Annotated in this window: 17 protein-coding genes and 1 riboswitch; of the genes, 10 read left to right on the plus strand and 7 right to left on the minus strand. The window is 54.7% G+C overall.

Going from position 1 to position 16,227, the window contains the following annotated elements; translation table 11 throughout:
• Positions 1-57: 57 nt before the first annotated feature.
• The 4 genes from VGH19_19075 to prfB form a co-directional block, all read right to left on the minus strand.
• On the minus strand, positions 58-627 hold the full coding sequence (locus VGH19_19075) for a hypothetical protein (protein HEY1173478.1): 570 nt from the start codon (positions 625-627) through the stop codon (positions 58-60).
• 32 nt (positions 628-659) lie between these two features.
• Positions 660-1,886, minus strand: a complete 1,227-nt coding sequence (locus tag VGH19_19080; protein HEY1173479.1) for a M20/M25/M40 family metallo-hydrolase — start codon at positions 1,884-1,886, stop codon at positions 660-662.
• A 75-nt stretch (positions 1,887-1,961) separates the two neighbouring features.
• Positions 1,962-2,768, minus strand: coding sequence for an indole-3-glycerol phosphate synthase TrpC (trpC, locus tag VGH19_19085; protein HEY1173480.1), 807 nt, complete (start codon positions 2,766-2,768; stop codon positions 1,962-1,964).
• A 7-nt stretch (positions 2,769-2,775) separates the two neighbouring features.
• Positions 2,776-3,882 carry a peptide chain release factor 2 gene (prfB, locus tag VGH19_19090; protein HEY1173481.1) on the minus strand — a complete coding sequence of 369 codons (1,107 nt, stop codon included), beginning with the start codon at positions 3,880-3,882 and terminating at the stop codon, positions 2,776-2,778.
• Positions 3,883-5,454: 1,572 nt separating this feature from the next.
• Between prfB and VGH19_19095 the strand changes: the two genes are divergently transcribed.
• Entirely contained in the window at positions 5,455-5,898 is a 444-nt protein-coding gene (locus VGH19_19095; protein HEY1173482.1) for a GNAT family acetyltransferase, read from the plus strand.
• A 22-nt stretch (positions 5,899-5,920) separates the two neighbouring features.
• Here the strand turns inward: VGH19_19095 and VGH19_19100 are convergent, their stop codons facing one another.
• A complete protein-coding gene (locus VGH19_19100; protein HEY1173483.1) occupies positions 5,921-7,339 on the minus strand; it encodes a hypothetical protein in 1,419 nt (472 codons plus the stop codon).
• A gap of 85 nt (positions 7,340-7,424) precedes the next feature.
• Complete coding sequence (locus VGH19_19105; GenBank protein ID HEY1173484.1) at positions 7,425-7,733, minus strand: putative quinol monooxygenase; 309 nt, start codon at positions 7,731-7,733, stop codon at positions 7,425-7,427.
• A gap of 447 nt (positions 7,734-8,180) precedes the next feature.
• Here VGH19_19105 and VGH19_19110 point away from each other — a divergent pair, with 447 nt between their 5' ends.
• The 4 genes from VGH19_19110 to gcvH all read left to right on the plus strand — a co-directional run bounded on the left by VGH19_19110 (position 8,181) and on the right by gcvH (position 11,169).
• Complete coding sequence (locus VGH19_19110) at positions 8,181-8,903, plus strand: FAD-binding oxidoreductase (GenBank protein HEY1173485.1); 723 nt, start codon at positions 8,181-8,183, stop codon at positions 8,901-8,903.
• A 10-nt stretch (positions 8,904-8,913) separates the two neighbouring features.
• Positions 8,914-9,243 (plus strand): hypothetical protein, encoded by a 330-nt coding sequence (locus VGH19_19115; GenBank protein ID HEY1173486.1) that lies wholly within the window; start codon positions 8,914-8,916, stop codon positions 9,241-9,243.
• Positions 9,244-9,401: 158 nt separating this feature from the next.
• The gene (gene gcvT / locus VGH19_19120; protein ID HEY1173487.1) at positions 9,402-10,550 is read left to right on the plus strand and encodes a glycine cleavage system aminomethyltransferase GcvT; all 1,149 of its coding nucleotides are present in this window, start codon (positions 9,402-9,404) and stop codon (positions 10,548-10,550) included.
• 238 nt (positions 10,551-10,788) lie between these two features.
• Positions 10,789-11,169: a glycine cleavage system protein GcvH gene (gcvH, locus tag VGH19_19125; GenBank protein ID HEY1173488.1), complete on the plus strand. Its 381-nt coding sequence runs from the start codon at positions 10,789-10,791 to the stop codon at positions 11,167-11,169.
• Between the two features lie 248 nt (positions 11,170-11,417).
• Here gcvH and VGH19_19130 read toward each other — a convergent pair whose 3' ends face one another.
• The gene (locus VGH19_19130) at positions 11,418-11,891 is read right to left on the minus strand and encodes a response regulator (protein ID HEY1173489.1); all 474 of its coding nucleotides are present in this window, start codon (positions 11,889-11,891) and stop codon (positions 11,418-11,420) included.
• 401 nt (positions 11,892-12,292) lie between these two features.
• Positions 12,293-12,411, plus strand: a riboswitch (SAM riboswitch).
• Between the two features lie 80 nt (positions 12,412-12,491).
• Here VGH19_19130 and thrC point away from each other — a divergent pair.
• The 5 genes from thrC (at position 12,492) to hisS (ending at position 16,196) form a co-directional block, all read left to right on the plus strand.
• Positions 12,492-13,751 carry a threonine synthase gene (thrC, locus tag VGH19_19135; protein ID HEY1173490.1) on the plus strand — a complete coding sequence of 420 codons (1,260 nt, stop codon included), beginning with the start codon at positions 12,492-12,494 and terminating at the stop codon, positions 13,749-13,751.
• 7 nt (positions 13,752-13,758) lie between these two features.
• The gene (locus VGH19_19140) at positions 13,759-14,034 is read left to right on the plus strand and encodes a MoaD/ThiS family protein (protein ID HEY1173491.1); all 276 of its coding nucleotides are present in this window, start codon (positions 13,759-13,761) and stop codon (positions 14,032-14,034) included.
• Between the two features lie 9 nt (positions 14,035-14,043).
• The gene (locus VGH19_19145) at positions 14,044-14,349 is read left to right on the plus strand and encodes an NIL domain-containing protein (GenBank protein ID HEY1173492.1); all 306 of its coding nucleotides are present in this window, start codon (positions 14,044-14,046) and stop codon (positions 14,347-14,349) included.
• A gap of 134 nt (positions 14,350-14,483) precedes the next feature.
• A complete protein-coding gene (locus tag VGH19_19150) occupies positions 14,484-14,831 on the plus strand; it encodes an HU family DNA-binding protein (GenBank protein ID HEY1173493.1) in 348 nt (115 codons plus the stop codon).
• A 117-nt stretch (positions 14,832-14,948) separates the two neighbouring features.
• Positions 14,949-16,196, plus strand: a complete 1,248-nt coding sequence (gene hisS / locus VGH19_19155; GenBank protein ID HEY1173494.1) for a histidine--tRNA ligase — start codon at positions 14,949-14,951, stop codon at positions 16,194-16,196.
• Positions 16,197-16,227 lie beyond the last annotated feature (31 nt).

A 16,227-nucleotide genomic window follows, 5' to 3' on the forward strand; every position in this document is an offset into this window, starting at 1 on the left:
CAGCCTAAATATCCTCCCAGTTACCCCCTTTCACAGTCGTTTCCTCCTCCTTTCCCCTTATTCCATCATCTTCACCAAATTCTTCACACAGTCTGGACATGCCCCATGAGTGATCCTTGGCATGGGCATCTCCGCGAACAAGTCCAGCTCATGCACCGCCTCCTCCACCTCTACCCAATGCTTCCCGCTCGGTATCTGTATCTTCTTGCACCATCCACAGCAGTGCATCATCTCCTCAGTCATTCTCGTGCTCTCCGCCAATAGCAATGGTGTCTCCCGCATCTCTTCTCGGACTATTCTGCTGGAAAACTCCACCAACTCATCATTTCTCATTCGCACCGTCATTTTCATGAACCGACGCCTATTCGGTGCATCGCACCGGAAAGGCACCTCCACCGGCCCCTCCTTCCGTCTCACCTTCGCCAGCATCACCTCGAAGACAAACCGTGTCTCCATGCCGCTGATGTATTTCCAGATCGGTTCTTTCTTGATAAAAACTTCCGTCAGATGCGCCACATCATTCTCCACGGCGAAATCCACCCAATCTTGATTGATCAGCACGATACGATTCTGCGCGTCCACATAGTGAACGAACTCCCTCTCATCCGTTGATGCTGCAACCGCCATAACTGATTTACTTCACTGACACTCTTTGTCCGTTATTCGTTTAAAATCAATTTTCTCAACGCCATCACATTCCAAACCGCCTTGGGCACGATGCACGGGACTTCGATATATTCCTGCTCTTTGCTGCCATCCGCACTGCGCTCGGAACAATGGCTGTTATCACCCCAAGGCCCGAGTCCATCCAACGTCGGCACCGCATCCCAGATCAAATTGCCATCGCTCAACCCGCCGCGTTCCTGATGCCCCACGAGCATGCCCAACTCCGCTCCAGCTTGTTCCCAAATCTGGCACAGATGTTCCGATTTGTCATTTTTCGGCCACGGACGGCTCACCGTCTTGATCTCTGCTTTGACCTGACAAGTGAATCGATCCGCCGGACTTTGCACCTCACCCGGCCCATTCAATTTTAAGAATGCCTGCTTCGCTTCCTCGAACACTTGTGGATCAAACGACCGGAACTCTCCCTCCGCCATCGCCTCATGAGGCACGCGATTTATGACTGTGCCACCTTGAATCGTTGCCACGTTCACCGTCAGTTCGCGCTTATAATCCGTCAGCGCCGCGATCTGTTGCACCGTCTTGCCGATCTGCACAATCGCGTTCACGCCATGCGAATGCTTTGAGCCCGCATGCGAACCGCGCCCGTTTGCCGTCACCCGCCATGTCGCCCGTCCTTTGCGTGAAGTCACCACCAAGGCTTGTTCACCCAAACGCCCTTCCGATTCAAACACCAGCGCGCCCAATGTATTCGGTGCAAACCGCTCTTTGCACACTTGCCCAAAGTCCGGCGAATATTCTTCCTCTGAGGAATTGAGGAACAACTTCCACGTCACACTCTCGAAAGTCTCCGGTTCCAGATCGCGCATCGCTACCAGCATCAGCCACATCATCACCGTGCCGCCCTTGATGTCGTTCGTGCCTGGCCCGTAAATGCGATCCCCCTCCACGCGCCACTTGAAATCATTCCGCTCCTCTTCCTCCGGTGGAAACACCGTATCCAAATGCGACACCATCGCCACCGATTTTGCCCCTTTGCCCGCCCTCGATAAAATCAGATGCTTCCCATACTTCGGATTCGTGGATTGCACATATTCCGCCGTGAACCCCAGCTTCCCAAACACCTCCGCCGTGAACTCCGCCAGCCGGTTTACTCCCGCAACATTCTGCGTCCAGCTATTCATCAATACCATTTGTCGCAAAAGCTCCAAATACTCCGGCAACTTTTTTCCCAGATATGATTGCAACTGTTCTTTATTCATCACGAATAAACTTCCTCTCCAATCCATCTTAGCGCCCGCGTTCCGGGGCTGTCCGTCGTCGTCACCCATGCTGAATCATCCTAACAGCTCTGCCACCTTTGCCTTGATGTCCTTCTCCCGCATGAGGGATTCACCTACCAGAATCGCCTGTGCACCACATTGTTCGAGCCGCGCCACATCCTCGCGCTTATGAATACCGCTCTCCGCCACCAGCAAGCGTTCGCTCTTCAATCCCGGGATCTGCGTCGCCAACCGCTCCGTCGTGCCAAGGTCCACCTTGAACACCTTCAAGTCGCGATTGTTCACGCCGATGAACGTCGCCCCCGTCGCCAGCGCGCGCTTCAATTCCTCTTCATCATGCACCTCCACCAGTGCCGCCATACCCGCGCCTTCCGCCAGTTCGCGGAACCGCTTCAGCCGGTCGTCATCAAGGATGGACACGATCAAGAGAATGCAATCCGCACCCCACTCTGCCGCTTGCAGGATTTGCCGTTCATCGATGATGAAATCCTTCCGCAGCAGCGGCAGCTTCACCGCCTGCCGGATGGCCCGCAGATAATCCAGCGAACCTTGAAAGAACTTCTCATCCGTTAACACCGAGAGACACGACGCACCCGCCTCTTCATACTCCACCGCGATCTTCACCGGATCAAAGTCCGGTCGGATCACACCGGCGGAGGGCGACGCCTTCTTCACTTCCGCGATGAGGCCCACCTTGCCCTTGCGCGGTTGCAAGAGTGACCGCACGAAATCGCGCCGCTCACCGCCGCGCTTCACCAACACCGCGCGGATGTCCTCCACCGTCGGCACACGCGGCGGTAACTGCGCCACCTCCTGCTGCTTCACCGCCACGATCGTATCGAGAATGTTCGCTTTGCTCATGGCTGCTTTATTCATCATCCATCGAGGCACCCTGGATGCGCTTTGTCGGGCAACCCGCGCGGAGCCACGCATTCACATACGGGTCCAGCTCGCCATCCATCACGCCCTGCACATCGCTCGTCTCGCAACCTGTGCGCAAGTCCTTCACCATCCGGTAAGGCTGGAACACATAACTACGAATCTGATTGCCCCAAGACACACTGCCCTTATCGCCGTAGAAGCGCTCCATCTCGTTTTTCTGCTCATCCTGCCGCAAGGCGAAGATTTTCGAGATCAGCAACGTCATCGCCGTATGCCGGTTCTGATGTTGTGAACGCTCCGTTTGCGAAGCAGCGACAAGTCCCGTCGGGATGTGCGTGATACGCACCGCCGTCTCCACCTTGTTCACGTTCTGACCGCCCTTACCACCGGAGCGGAACGTATCCACGCGCAATTCACTCGGCGGAATGGAGATGTTCGGATCCGTCTCCTCGATCTCCGCCATCGCGTCCACGCTCGCGAAACTCGTGTGCCGCCGTTGATTCGAATCAAACGGCGAGATGCGCACCAGGCGATGCACCCCACGCTCCGCCTTGCAGAAGCCGTAGGCCATATCGCCCTTCACCATCATCGTCACACTCTTCACCCCCGCCGTTTCACCCGGCAGCAAATCCGTGACTTCAAACGTCCAGCCTCGCAACTCGAACCACCGTTGATACATCCGCATCAACATGCTCGCCCAGTCGCACGACTCCGTGCCACCCGCGCCGGCATTGATGCTGAAGATGCAGTTACGCTTGTCGAAAGGACCATTGAGGAAAACCCGCAGCTCGAGCGCATCCAGGTCACCCTGCACCTTCGTGATGTCGCGCTCCACTTCCTTCTCCATGGAGACCTGGACATCCGCCGGCTCGGCTTCACCCAGCTCGATCATCACCGCCAGATCAGCCAATTGCTTCTCCGCTGCGATGAACGGCTCCACCTTCTTCTTGAGCCCGTTGCATTCGTCGATGAGCTTCTGGGCCTTCTCACGAACATCCCAGAAATTATCCCGCGTCATCTCGGCCTCTACCTCCGCGATGCGCTTATGTGCTCCCGGCACGTCAAAGAAACCTCCGTAACTGGGAGGCCTTATCCTGTGCCACTGCCAACGTCTGCTTAGCCGTCTCGAACATAGAACGGACAATGTAAGAAACCCCCACGCCCTTTGCCCAGCAGATTTTCACCCCATAACGTAGCCGTCCCGCATGCGGGATAATGAGGCGGAACTGACTTTTCCTTCACCCTCCGTAGCCGCGGTCGTGAGACCGCGCTAACTAAACCGGTAAGGACCGGTTCCACCCGGTCCCTGACTAAACCTTGAGGCCAACGCACACCAAGAGCAGGAACTTGGAAACACTTACGCCTCCGAACAGCTTCCCCTTCATACCTCATCCTTCATAATTCATACATTCCCCCGAAGCGGCCTTCCCATCTCGTCCAGTCGATGTGACACTCCCCGATAGCATCCTGTCCTGCGGCACTCTAGCCACCAGTCCACACCAATCGAATCCGACCCTCGCCAGCCACTCCACAAAGAAACGCAGTAGAAAAATGTTTGAAGCTTACGAATGCACCTGTCCTATTCTTCCTTCTCCCTCACGGGAGAAGGATTGAGGATGAGGGTGCCCCCATTCTTCATTCACTATTCTTAACTCTGCGTTCCCCTTAAGGAACTATGTCAAAGAGCGATGAAACCATCCGACCCCTGTCGATGTATCTGGCCTATGGCTCCTCCTCACAGGGAGGCCAGACTCTGGCGCCGTCCAAAACCCGGCTGGTTCCGCAGTGGGTACCATGGTCACACCTGTGACCTAGAGATTCCCCGGTGAGTCATAAAATCCTACGCCCACCGACGTCCCGTTCCCCCTCCAGCTTACGAGCCCCGATCCAGCACCCGATACACCCACAGATCCTATTCCAAACCCGGTGGGGCAAAGCTGCCGCTTTGCCCTAACTCTTTTCGCAACTGCACCACCAAGTTTGAAACAGCAGACTCAACGCTAAGAGAGCTTTCCCCCTTCTCATCTCGTCCTTGATAATCCCATAAGGCTGCCATCTCCCCACCAACGCAGGACACATCGACGCAATAAATCACATCGCTATGCTTGATGACTTTGGGATTTTCGGCTCTTTCCTGTTCCTAATTTAAAACTCTGAACTAAGAACTTAAAATTACCTTCGCCCCGCCTTTACCAGCAGCGAGCTGCCAGCACTGAAAATAATATCAACCCCCCGCAAGAAAACCATCACTTTCCGCTAAAATTTGCAGAGTAACCCCAACCTTTTCCCAATCAAGAACATCCAAAAACTCCAATCCACGTAACTCGCATTTATCACCTCCGTAGCGCACGCTTCCAGCGTGCGGGTTACGCTGCATCTTGCTGCGCCTCCCATTTCCCCTGTTCGCGTATTTCGCGTCGTTCGCGGTTACTTCTCCTGCGCCACCACGACCTGAAACATTAGACTTCCCTCCCAAACCTGTCCCTCCTGTTAATCCTGTCAAAAAAACTCCCCATTCGCCTGACCCCATTCGGTTGAAAATCTTTCCTCTATCCTTGCACATGTCTCGCAGCCACTCCCACCCGAAACGAGAAACCAAAAACTCGAAGCAAGCTCCCTAAGACCTTAGACTTGAAACCCATCCCCTCCCCATCTACCAAATCCCATGGCCAATGCGATTGTGACCCCCTACGCCGATTCCCTCCACCGCGCCCAAGTTATCGCCCTGTGGGAAGCCGTGTTCGGTTACCAATCCGCCCACAACAACCCTTCCCTCGCCATCGATAAAAAACTCGCCGTAAAAGACGGCCTCTTCTTCATTGCCCTGAGCGATGAAACCGTCGTCGGCACCATCATGGCCGGATACGATGGCCATCGCGGCTGGATCTACTCCGTCGCCGTCAGCCCGCACCACCAACGCCAAGGCATCGGCACCCAACTCATGATCACCGCCGAAGCCGCCCTGCGCGACCGCGGCTGCCTGAAGATCAACCTCCAAGTCATGCCCAACAACGAAAAAGTCACCGCCTTCTATCAAGCTCTCGGCTACGACATCGAAGAACGCATCAGCATGGGTAAGAAGTTGGAGGAAAATATTCCTCCAACGTGATTAGCTCATGACGCGAATGAAACTATCGCACACTCGTCGTGGGCGTGAACTCCTTGCATTCCGAGATGCTGCAACTCACCCCATCACTCTGAACCAACGTATCAAAATTGACGATCCTCGCAGTCGTGACTCCTTCAACTGCCGCAAACTCGAGCATCAACTCATTGTAGATGTCATTTCCCCCGTGGTAGCCATAGGAGTAAGCGTTGTAGTTTTTCCCCGCAGACGTCGTGATCAACCGAAAGTTTGATCTTATTGATCCCCAATCCTGAGGGACCTCCGTATAATATTTCCTCAGCTTCGGATTAATAAACTTAGCCCAACGTTTCCATTGCTTTTCCCCTGTCGGATCTTTGGGCAGCATCTCCAGATAAACCGTGTCGTGCAAAGATGGCTCCGTGCCTGGCAACGGTATCGGCACTTCGGGGCCAAACACGGCCCGTTTCTCTTGTGGCAGATCAGCCTCATGATGACGACGAAGCACTGCGTGCACCTCTTCTGGCGAGTGGCCGACCGACAGATAACTATACTCACTTTTCCAAGTCATCGGCAGGTGCTCTATCTGGTTCACATTGGTTAAGATCGTCTGAAATCCTCGCGGCTTGTGCGTGACTATCGCCATGTCTCCGATGCGGGCCATCTCCCAAATCACCCGGCAGGCACGCAAGTCGATTTCTCTCAGATCAATGCAGGCCTTGTGTCCCCACACCCGGCCATCCCCGGATGGCAGATCAAACCAGACGACATTGGGGTGACGCCGCGTGATTCCGCAGCCCACCGATGCTCCAGCGTCCAGGTAGCTTATGAATTCACCCAGCACCTCGGCATGCTTTGGAACCCGATACGCCGTGCGGCTAAAATGGCAAAGAAAAACATGATAAAACCAGACCGGTGGCGGCACGACTAACGCAGACGGAATCGGCACACTCGCTGGTTTAGACTCAATGCTGGCCGACTGCTTGCCCGCCTCTTCATCAGTTTTCAAATCTTTTTGAAGGACTTTCTTGGCAAACGCTTTGTGCACCCTATGCCATGACCGCAGTAGCTTTTGAAAATCCAAGGCATCCTTCGCCACTGGAGACAGCTCAGGCTGCCGCCAAGATTCTTCCGGCAAATTCGATCGCTGACTCTCATCCACCAGGACCACCGGATATTTCCCTCCCTCAGTCACACCTACTAGGTTACCCGCCTTAGCGATGGCAAACGCCAGGCTGCAAGTAAGCAGATCCAGTTTGGGCATTTGCAAAACCGCATGATCATCCGAGACCTTGATCGTAGTGTTCTCCAGATCGACACAAAAACTCCCCTCCTTCCCGATGGTCAACAATTCCATCGGTTGTTGAAACTGCTTCAGCACTCCCTCAGCCGCCCGCTTCATTTCAACAACTCCACCCTCCTCAGAGTTGCCCCCAAAACGTCCCAAGATCAGTTCTATGCTCATGAGTTAAACTTCATGCAACCAGCCTGCTCATAACCCTTGAAAGACTTCTTTGATGAAACAACTAGAAACTGAAAACTCCCGCCTTTCAGGCGGGTTGCAACACATGCAGCTTCACTGAAACCACATAATCCTTCACCTTCCCACGATACTCCAGCATGTGCGGAGCTTGCAGATGCGCTTCCAAGGCAGGCAGGTCCGCCCACTTCTCCACCACCGTCACCACATCCTCACGCGCGTGTCCCTGCGCCGGGATGGACGTCTGCAAATCGATCGTCGGACCGTATTCAAAACAACCATCCTCCGCATGCACCAAAGGCACCAGACGATGAAACTCCTGCAAAAACGCCGGACGCTTGCCCGGGTGCAACTCGATAGTGGCGATGACGTGGATCATTAGTGCGCATTGCCGCATAAAATCAGCCCCAAAGTCAATCGCCCATCTTGGCACAATTCATCACAGAAACGGGCTGAAAGGCTTTGATGTTTGGTTTTTGAAGTTTCCCTGGTGTTTCGAGCTTTGGATTTGGAGCTTCATACAACCCCTCTCGATGTTGGACGTTGGGCGTTCGATGTTCGATGTTTTCCTCATTCCCATATTGGCCCACCGGTGCAACCGGTTTCGATGTTTCCCTCTCCCCCAATTGGCCCGTCGGTGCAACCGACCCAGTAAAACCCCTTTACACGGCATTTTCTCTGCCTCTATGTTATTCCGCCTTTTTTAAGAGGCTGTCTTAAGAATGTTGAGTGCCGGACACACCCACCTGCCATGCGTTTTTCAGACAGCCTCTTGAAGTCCCTTGTTTGTGTCGTTTGAATAACTGAAACCTGAAATTGGAATAGTATGGCTAAACAGATCGCTGAAATGTTGGTGGAAAAGGTGACCATGGAGTTGCCTGATGTGAAGACCGTCCGCTTGCAATGGCCGGAAGGCTATGACCCCGGCGAATTCAAGACCGGCCAGTTCATCACCGTCTATCACCCGCACAAGCCCAAGTACAAGCGGGCCTACTCACTCTCATCCTGCGCACTGGACAAGGGCTTCTATGAAGTCTCCGTGAAGCGCGATGGCAAGATGGGCACCAGCATCGTGGACTGGGTGGAAGCGGGCGACAAAATGTTCGTCATCCCGCCCGTGGGCAAGTTCCTCCCCGTGTTCGATCCTCCGGGCAAGCACCTCATCTGCGTGGCCGGTGGTTCTGGCGTCACGCCGTTCCGTGGTTTCGTCCGTGAAGCCACCGAGCGCAACCTGAACACGAAGATCACCATCCTCTACACCGTCCGCACTCCGATGGACATCATCTTCGAGAAAGAGTTCCGCGAACTCGAAGCCCGCAACCCGCATTTCAAGTTCCACGTCACCTGCACGCGTCTGGCTCCGGATGCCGAATGGACCGGCCGCCGTGGCCGCATCACCCCGGAATGGGTGAAGAGCTTCGTGAGCGACGCCCCGAACACCGTGTTCTACGCCTGCGGCACAAACGCGATGGTGGAAGCTGTCGAGCACCTCGTGCTCCACGACCTGAGCCTGCCGAAGGAACAGATGAAGCTGGAGAAGTGGGGCTAAACAAAACCTCATGAGTGACCGGACCTCCATCCTCCATAAGAGATTCGAGATCTGGACCAGTTTCACTCCGGAAATTAGCAAAGCCCTGAGCGAAAACATCGTCGCTCAGGGCTTTCTGCTGTTGTTCACCAGCATGATCCTTGATGGCGGCGTGATTTTCCGGATTGTCAGTATGGCTGCATTCGCGTACTGGATCGCGATATTCCCCATCCTCTGGCGTCGTCCCAAGACTACCAACAAGTTCGAGCTCGGCTTGGTAAAAATCGGCTTCGTTTGCTTCCTCCCCTTGAGCCTTTTCTCCATGCCACTCTGGGGCTGGCTCCGCGAACTGATGAAGTGACTGCAAAACGCCAAACAACGTCAAATGTTCTCCCTCTCCTCTCAACGAGGAGAGGGCCGGGGTGAGGAGTGAGATAGCCTTGCGTTCACGTATAGTTTATCGCCACCCCGCTTGCTTTCCTTCCCCTCCCTCAGCTAACCTTCTCCCATCAATTGATTATGTCTGCCTCGTTGAAACGCACGCCCCTCTACGCCACGCATCAGGCCTTGAACGGCCGCCTCATCGAATTCGGCGGCTGGGAGATGCCCGTGCAATACACCAGCATCATCGACGAGCACCAGACCGTCCGCACCGCTGCGGGCATCTTCGATATCTGCCACATGGGCGAGGTCTTCATCAGCGGCGCCAGCGCCCTCCTCTTCCTGAATCACCTCCTGACGAACGACGCCAGCAAACTCGCCGTCGGCCAAGGCCAATACACCCAGATGAGCCAGGAAGACGGCGGCACCGTGGATGATCTCTACCTCTACCGTCTCACGGATAAGGAATATCTCCTCATCATCAACGCCTCCCGCATCGATGCCGATGTGGCGTGGATGCAAAAGCAACTCGCCGCCTTCCCGCAACAACACCTGCTCACCTTCGAGAACCGCTCGGACAAATACGGTGCCATCGCCGTGCAAGGCCCGAAAGCCGCCGAGTTCATCAACGACGTTTTTCCCGGCGGTTCTCACGCAGGCACCCATGTGCACAAGGTCACCGAGCTGCACAAAAATCAAATCGCCACCTTTAATCTCAAAGCCACCGGCGCACTCTGCTGGGTCGCCCGCACGGGCTACACCGGTGAAGACGGCTTCGAGATCGTCACCACCGCCTCTCGCATCTTGGAAGTCTGGGACACCTTGATGGACGCCGGCAAAACCCACGGCCTCAAGCCCGCTGGTCTCGGTGCCCGCGATACCTTGCGCACCGAAGTCTGCTACCCGCTCTACGGCCACGAACTCGATGACAAGACCAGCCCCATCGAAGCGGGCCTCGGCATCTTCGTCTCCTTCGAGAAAGGCCCCTTCATCGGCCACGACGCCTTGCTCGCGCAGAAAACCAAAGGCCCGCAGAAACGTTGCGTCGCCTTCAAGATGACGGATAAATGCGCTCCCCCTCGCCCCGGTTACACCGTGTGGAGCGGCGAGGAACAAGTCGGCCAAGTCGTCAGCGGCACCCTCAGCCCCAGCTTGAACGCCGGCATCGGCCTCGCCTACGTGAAGCCAGAACTCGCGAAGAAGGAGACCGTCATCCAGATCGATATCCGCGGCAAGAAGTTCGCCGCGCAAGTTGTCGGCAAACCCATTTATCGAAAAGCTGTTTAAGCTCGACGAAGCACGAACCCCGTGCTGCCGGATTCCAGCCGGCAGTAAGAGAGCGTTCGCCGCAGCATAAGGTCTCTGTGATCACACACGCGCCATCCTGTCGGATTAAGATAGCGCACCTAACCATCGAATGATGCATCGTCACAAGTCAGACCCTTTACTGCCGGCTGGAATCCGGCAGCACATTGTTTAAGATTTGACCTGCGCGCCTTCCCCGTTTTCAATTCCTCAACTTTATATGGCCAACGTTCCAGCAGATCTCAAATACGCCTCCTCGCACGAATGGGTGCGCGTCTCCGGTGACATCGCCACTGTCGGCATCACCGATCACGCCCAAGCGGAACTCACCGACATCGTGTTCGTGGAGCTTCCCCAAGTCGGTCGCAAGCTCGCCGCTGGTGAAGCCTGCGCTGTAGTAGAATCCGTGAAGACCGCGAGCGATATCTACTCGCCCGTCTCCGGCGAGATCGTGGAAGTGAACCAGCCTATCGCGGACAATCCCGCGCTCGTGAATCAATCCGCCTTCGGTGACGGATGGTTCTTCAAGATCAAGCTCGCCAACCCAGGCGACCTCGCCAAGCTCCTGACGCCCGACGCCTACAAAGCGCAAATCAGCTAAAGCATTTTCAAAAAAGCAAAAGCCCCGCCAGTGATGAACTGGCGGGGCTTTTTTATGTAATTCCGGTAGGGCGAGAGTCCTCTCGAGTCCTAACTAAACCTAGAGGTTTATGAAGTAAGGAACCGTCACTCTGGCAATTCTAAAGTATTCGCACGTCTGTAGTATTTTGCCAATGCATCGTTTTTGAATGACGAATACATCAATATCTGGTTTGGGCTCGAGAGGACTCTCGCCCTACCATTCACGTATTAAACCACACACCGCGCGATCTCCGCTTTCGTCAACGCCGCTTGCATCGGACGTTCCAACGCCTCGATCATCACATCCAGCACTTCACGCAAGGAATATGGCTTCTTGATGAAGCACGCCGTGTCCTCGACATCCAATCCCGCTATCTCAGGCCCGAAACCACTTGTGTAAACCACCCGCAACGCAGGCCGTTGCTGCCGCAGCTTCTTCACCAGATCCACACCTGTTGCGCGATCGGGAATCATCACATCGGTGAACACCACATCAATCTCCCGCTGATGCCGTTGCCATAGCCACAAAGCCGTTTGCTCAGAGGTGGCTTCAAACACCCGAAATCCTTCCCGCTGCAGAATGCGACGATTCATTTCCATGAGATTTGCGTCATCTTCCACCAGCAAGACGCCAGGCAAACGCTCAGTCATCGCGATTACGTTCAGAAGATTCTGTCCGTTGGTTTGTTTGTATGCGCTCATAGATTTGTTGCGTTCGTTCATTCCAACCGTTGCACTTAGGCCGCTTGGCCCTATTTAAGAGACACTCACTGTCTTATCTGGAGACAAGCCCACTCAACATTACTTGCTCTTGTATCTATCCCCACCTCCTTAGCTCATCTGCTAAGCCTCTTCATTGCAATCACTTGCTCGCGCGGTCACAGCCACTATGTCTTTTGCTTCGGCGACGCAGGCTATGCATTGTTTAGCAGCGGCCATGCCAATGGGGTATTTGCCTCATTTTGCCTCAGGCCGTTGATGGGAAGATTTCGCTTATCAATCGCTTCTAACTATCCGATAAAAAGGAAATGGCAAAAGAGTCTAAAAAACCTGTTGACTCTTTTGACGATTAAATCAATCTATCCGTATCCGTTGATACAACGGTCTCATTCAGAGTGACTGAGGGACTGGCCCAGTGAAGTCACGGCAACCGGTTAAAGTGCAACTTTAACGCCAGGTGCTAACCAGCTCGGAACGCAGTGCGTTTCGGGGAAAATGAGAAGAGCACAATTGTTTTCACCTCTTCTCCAACCTCGGGAAGAGGTTTTTTGTTTTGCCTCTCCCGTACCGAACAGAAGCGATATGGCAAACGAGAAAAGTTTCATGAAGGCGTTGAAGTGCCGCGAGTGCGGTCACGAATATCCGCTCGCCGCCACCCACGTCTGCGAATTCGATTTCGGCCCCCTCGAAGTCGTCTATGATTACGAGTCCATCCGTGGCTCGCTCACCCGCGCCTCCATCGAGAGCCGCGCCAAGACGATGTGGCGTTATCGTGAGTTGCTGCCCGTCGCCGGTGAACCCACCGTCGGCACGCAAGTCGGCTTCACGCCGCTCATCAAGGCAGACCGTCTCGCCAAGCGTCTCGGCATCCGCGAACTGTGGATCAAGAACGACGCCGTGAACTACCCCACACTGTCCTTCAAGGACCGTGTGGTCAGTGTGGCCCTCAGCCGCGCTGTAGAACTCGGCTTCACCACCGTCGCCTGCGCTTCCACCGGCAATCTCGCGAACTCCGTCGCCGCCAACGCCGCTTCCGCTGGCTTGAAGGCTTACGTCTTCATTCCTGCTGACTTGGAACAAGGCAAGGTCGTGAACTCGCTCGTTTACGGCGCGAACGTCATCGGCATCAAGGGCCACTACGATGAAGTGAACCGTCTCTGCGCCGAGATCGCCGGCAAATACGGCTGGGCATTCGTGAACGTCAACATGCGCCCCTACTACGCCGAAGGCTCCAAGAGCATGGGCTTCGAGATTCAGGAACAGCTTGGCTGGCGCATTCCGCAACACACCGTCATCCCGATGGCGTCCGGTTCATTGCTCACCAAGATCCATAAGAGCTACCAAGAATTCTCCAAACTCGGTCTCGTGACGAATTCCAAGTGGAAGATTCATGGTGCGCAACCCACGGGTTGCAACCCGATCTCCGCCGCGCAGAAGCAAGGCTTGGATTTCTTCAAACCTGTGAAGCCGAACACCATCGCGAAGTCTCTCGCCATCGGCACGCCGGCGGATGGCTTCTACTCCCTCCGCGTGATGAAGGAAACCGGCGGCCATAGCGACGACGTCACCGATGACGAAGTGCGCGAAGGCATCAAGCTCCTTTCCGAGTGCGAAGGCATCTTCGCCGAGACCGCTGGCGGCGTGACCGTCGGCGTCGCCAAGAAACTCATTGCCTCCGGCAAGATCCCGGCGGAAGATTCCGCCGTCCTCTGCATCACCGGTAACGGTCTGAAGACCCTCGACGCCGTAGTCGGCCACGTGGGCAACACCCGTGAGATCCGTCCGAGCCTCCGCGAATTCGAAGGCTTGTTGGATACCGAGACTGCAGCGTGCAAAGCCTAACTTTATTATGCCAGTGAAAATCCGTATCCCGACTCCGCTCCGCAAGCTCACCAACAACGAAGAGCTGGTGGAAGTCACCGCGAACACCATCGGTGGCGCGATCAACGAATTGCAGACCCGCTATCCCGGCATCCAGGAACGCCTGCTGGATGAGAATGGCACGGTCCGCCGCTTCGTGAATGTCTATGTGAATGAGGAAGATATCCGCTTCCTCCAGAACAAGGAAACGCCGCTCAAAGACGGCGACGAAGTCAGCATCATCCCGGCCATCGCCGGAGGTTAAAGGATTTCTATGGCCGCCAAGAAAGCGCCTAAAAAAGCCGCGAAAAAGGTCACCAAAGCCGTCTTGCCCCGTCAGGAGCAGACGCGCCTGTGGCTGATGTATCCGCCCAAGCAGATCACCCAGCCCATCATCTGGGAGATCGCCCAAAAGTTTAAAGTCATCACGAACGTCCGTCAGGCCAGCGTAACTGGCGAGATTGGAATCGTTTGCTTGGAATTATCCGGTGATCGCACCGAGGTAAAAGCGGCCATCAAATGGCTCGTCAGCCTCGGCATCAGCGTGGAACCAGTCGAAATTAGCGTCGTGGAGAGCTAAATTTAGCTGGTCTTATCGCATTCTCTACCATCCCGGCCTTAAAAAGCCGGGATTTTCTTTTTCTTGACCTTTGCACACAAAGGAGTTATGAATACCGGAAGCTAAAAGAAACGGGCAAGCAACCAGGAGAGGCTATGACTAAGAGAGACTTGGTAGTGCGGATTGCCAGCGAAACTGGACTCGTTCAGCAACAGGTATTGGACGTCGTTCAAAAGACTTTGGATTATATTTCCCAAGCTGTCGCTGAAGGCAAGAATGTGGAACTTCGCAACTTTGGCGTTTTTGAAGTCAAAGTACGTAAAGCCCGCATTGGACGTAACCCTAATGCGCCTGCAACGGATGTACCCATTCCTCCCCGGGCCGTGGTGAAGTTCAAGCCCGGCAAGGAGATGCGTGAGTCCGTGCTCAAGCTCACTCCCAAGCAGATTGAGGATGCGATTGCCGCACAAAACAGTCTGCCCCCTTCTGGTCCAGATATGTAAGCGCCTCTGCCTCAACTTTATTGAAACGCCTTGAGCCAACACTCAAGGCGTTTTACTTTTGTTTGGAGCTTTGAGCTTTGAATTTGGGATTTATCCACTATTGTCCCCGCTCTGTTTATGGAACGTTTGCCCGGATTTCGTGATTTTTATCCTGAACCGCTACCCGGTAATGAACCGTGGAGCTGCGATGCACGCCAATACATCTTCGATACATGGCGCTCCGTCGCACGCCGTTATGGCTTCCGTGAATACGATGGCCCTCCGCTCGAGCCCTTGGAACTCTACACGAACAAATCTGGTGCTGAAATCGTTGGCCAGCTTTTCAACTTCGTGGATAAGGGCGAACGCGCCGTCTCCATGCGTCCAGAATTGACACCGACAGTTGCCCGTATGGTGGCCAGTGCCGAACGCGCCTATAAGAAGCCGATCAAGTGGTTCGCCATTCCGCAGTTGTTCCGTTACGAGAAGCCAGGCAAAGGACGGCTACGTGAACACTTCCAGTTGAACTGCGACATCTTCGGTGAGAACGATGGTGCCGCTGATGCCGAAATCATCGCTCTGCTCATTGATGTCTGCCGCGCTTTGGGCCTTACCTCAGAAGATTTCGTCCTCCGCTTGAGCAACCGCCAAGTTTGGGAAAAATTCTTCGCTGACCGCAGTGGCTCCAAGGAAAAGGAATACGAGTTCTTCCAGATCGTCGACAAGATCGATCGTGAGAAACCCGAAGTCTCCCAAGAAAAGCTCAAAGCTCTCGGCATCAATTACGATGATGTCACCTCGTTCATCCAAAAGAGCGAGCCCACACCTGAACTGCAAGCATTGCTGGATAACCTCGCGGCTCGCGGTCTCAGTGAATTCGTGAAGACAGATTACGGCGTCATCCGCGGTCTCGCGTATTATACAGGTGTCGTGTTCGAAGCCTTCGATCGCAAAGGCGAGTTCCGTGCCATTGCGGGTGGTGGGCGTTACAACAATCTCATCAAGCTCGTCAGCAACGGCAAGGTGGACCTGCCCGCGCTCGGCTTCGGCATGGGCGATGTCGTGTTACTCGAACTCCTGAAATCGCGCGGCAAGCTGCCCAAATTCAATGCGAACCTGAACGCCTTCATGATGATCGAGGATGAAATGCTTCGCGCTGAATCGCTGAAACTCATCCAGCAACTGCGCGAAGCCAATTTCATCGTGGACTACTCGCTGACACCTGCAAAAGGTGACAAGCAATTCAAACGCGCCCAAGAACTCGGCAGCAAATTCACTGTGCGTTTGGAGAAGACAGATGCGGGCACCATCGCTGTAGTGAAGAATCTGCAAACACGTCATGAAGAGCGCGTGAGCCCGGCAGAAGTTCACTCCAAACTGCTCTGATACTATTCCGCAAATGAAAAGGGCCGACGAG

The organism is Verrucomicrobiia bacterium, assembly GCA_036405135.1.
Lineage (GTDB): Bacteria > Verrucomicrobiota > Verrucomicrobiia > Limisphaerales > JAEYXS01 > JAEYXS01.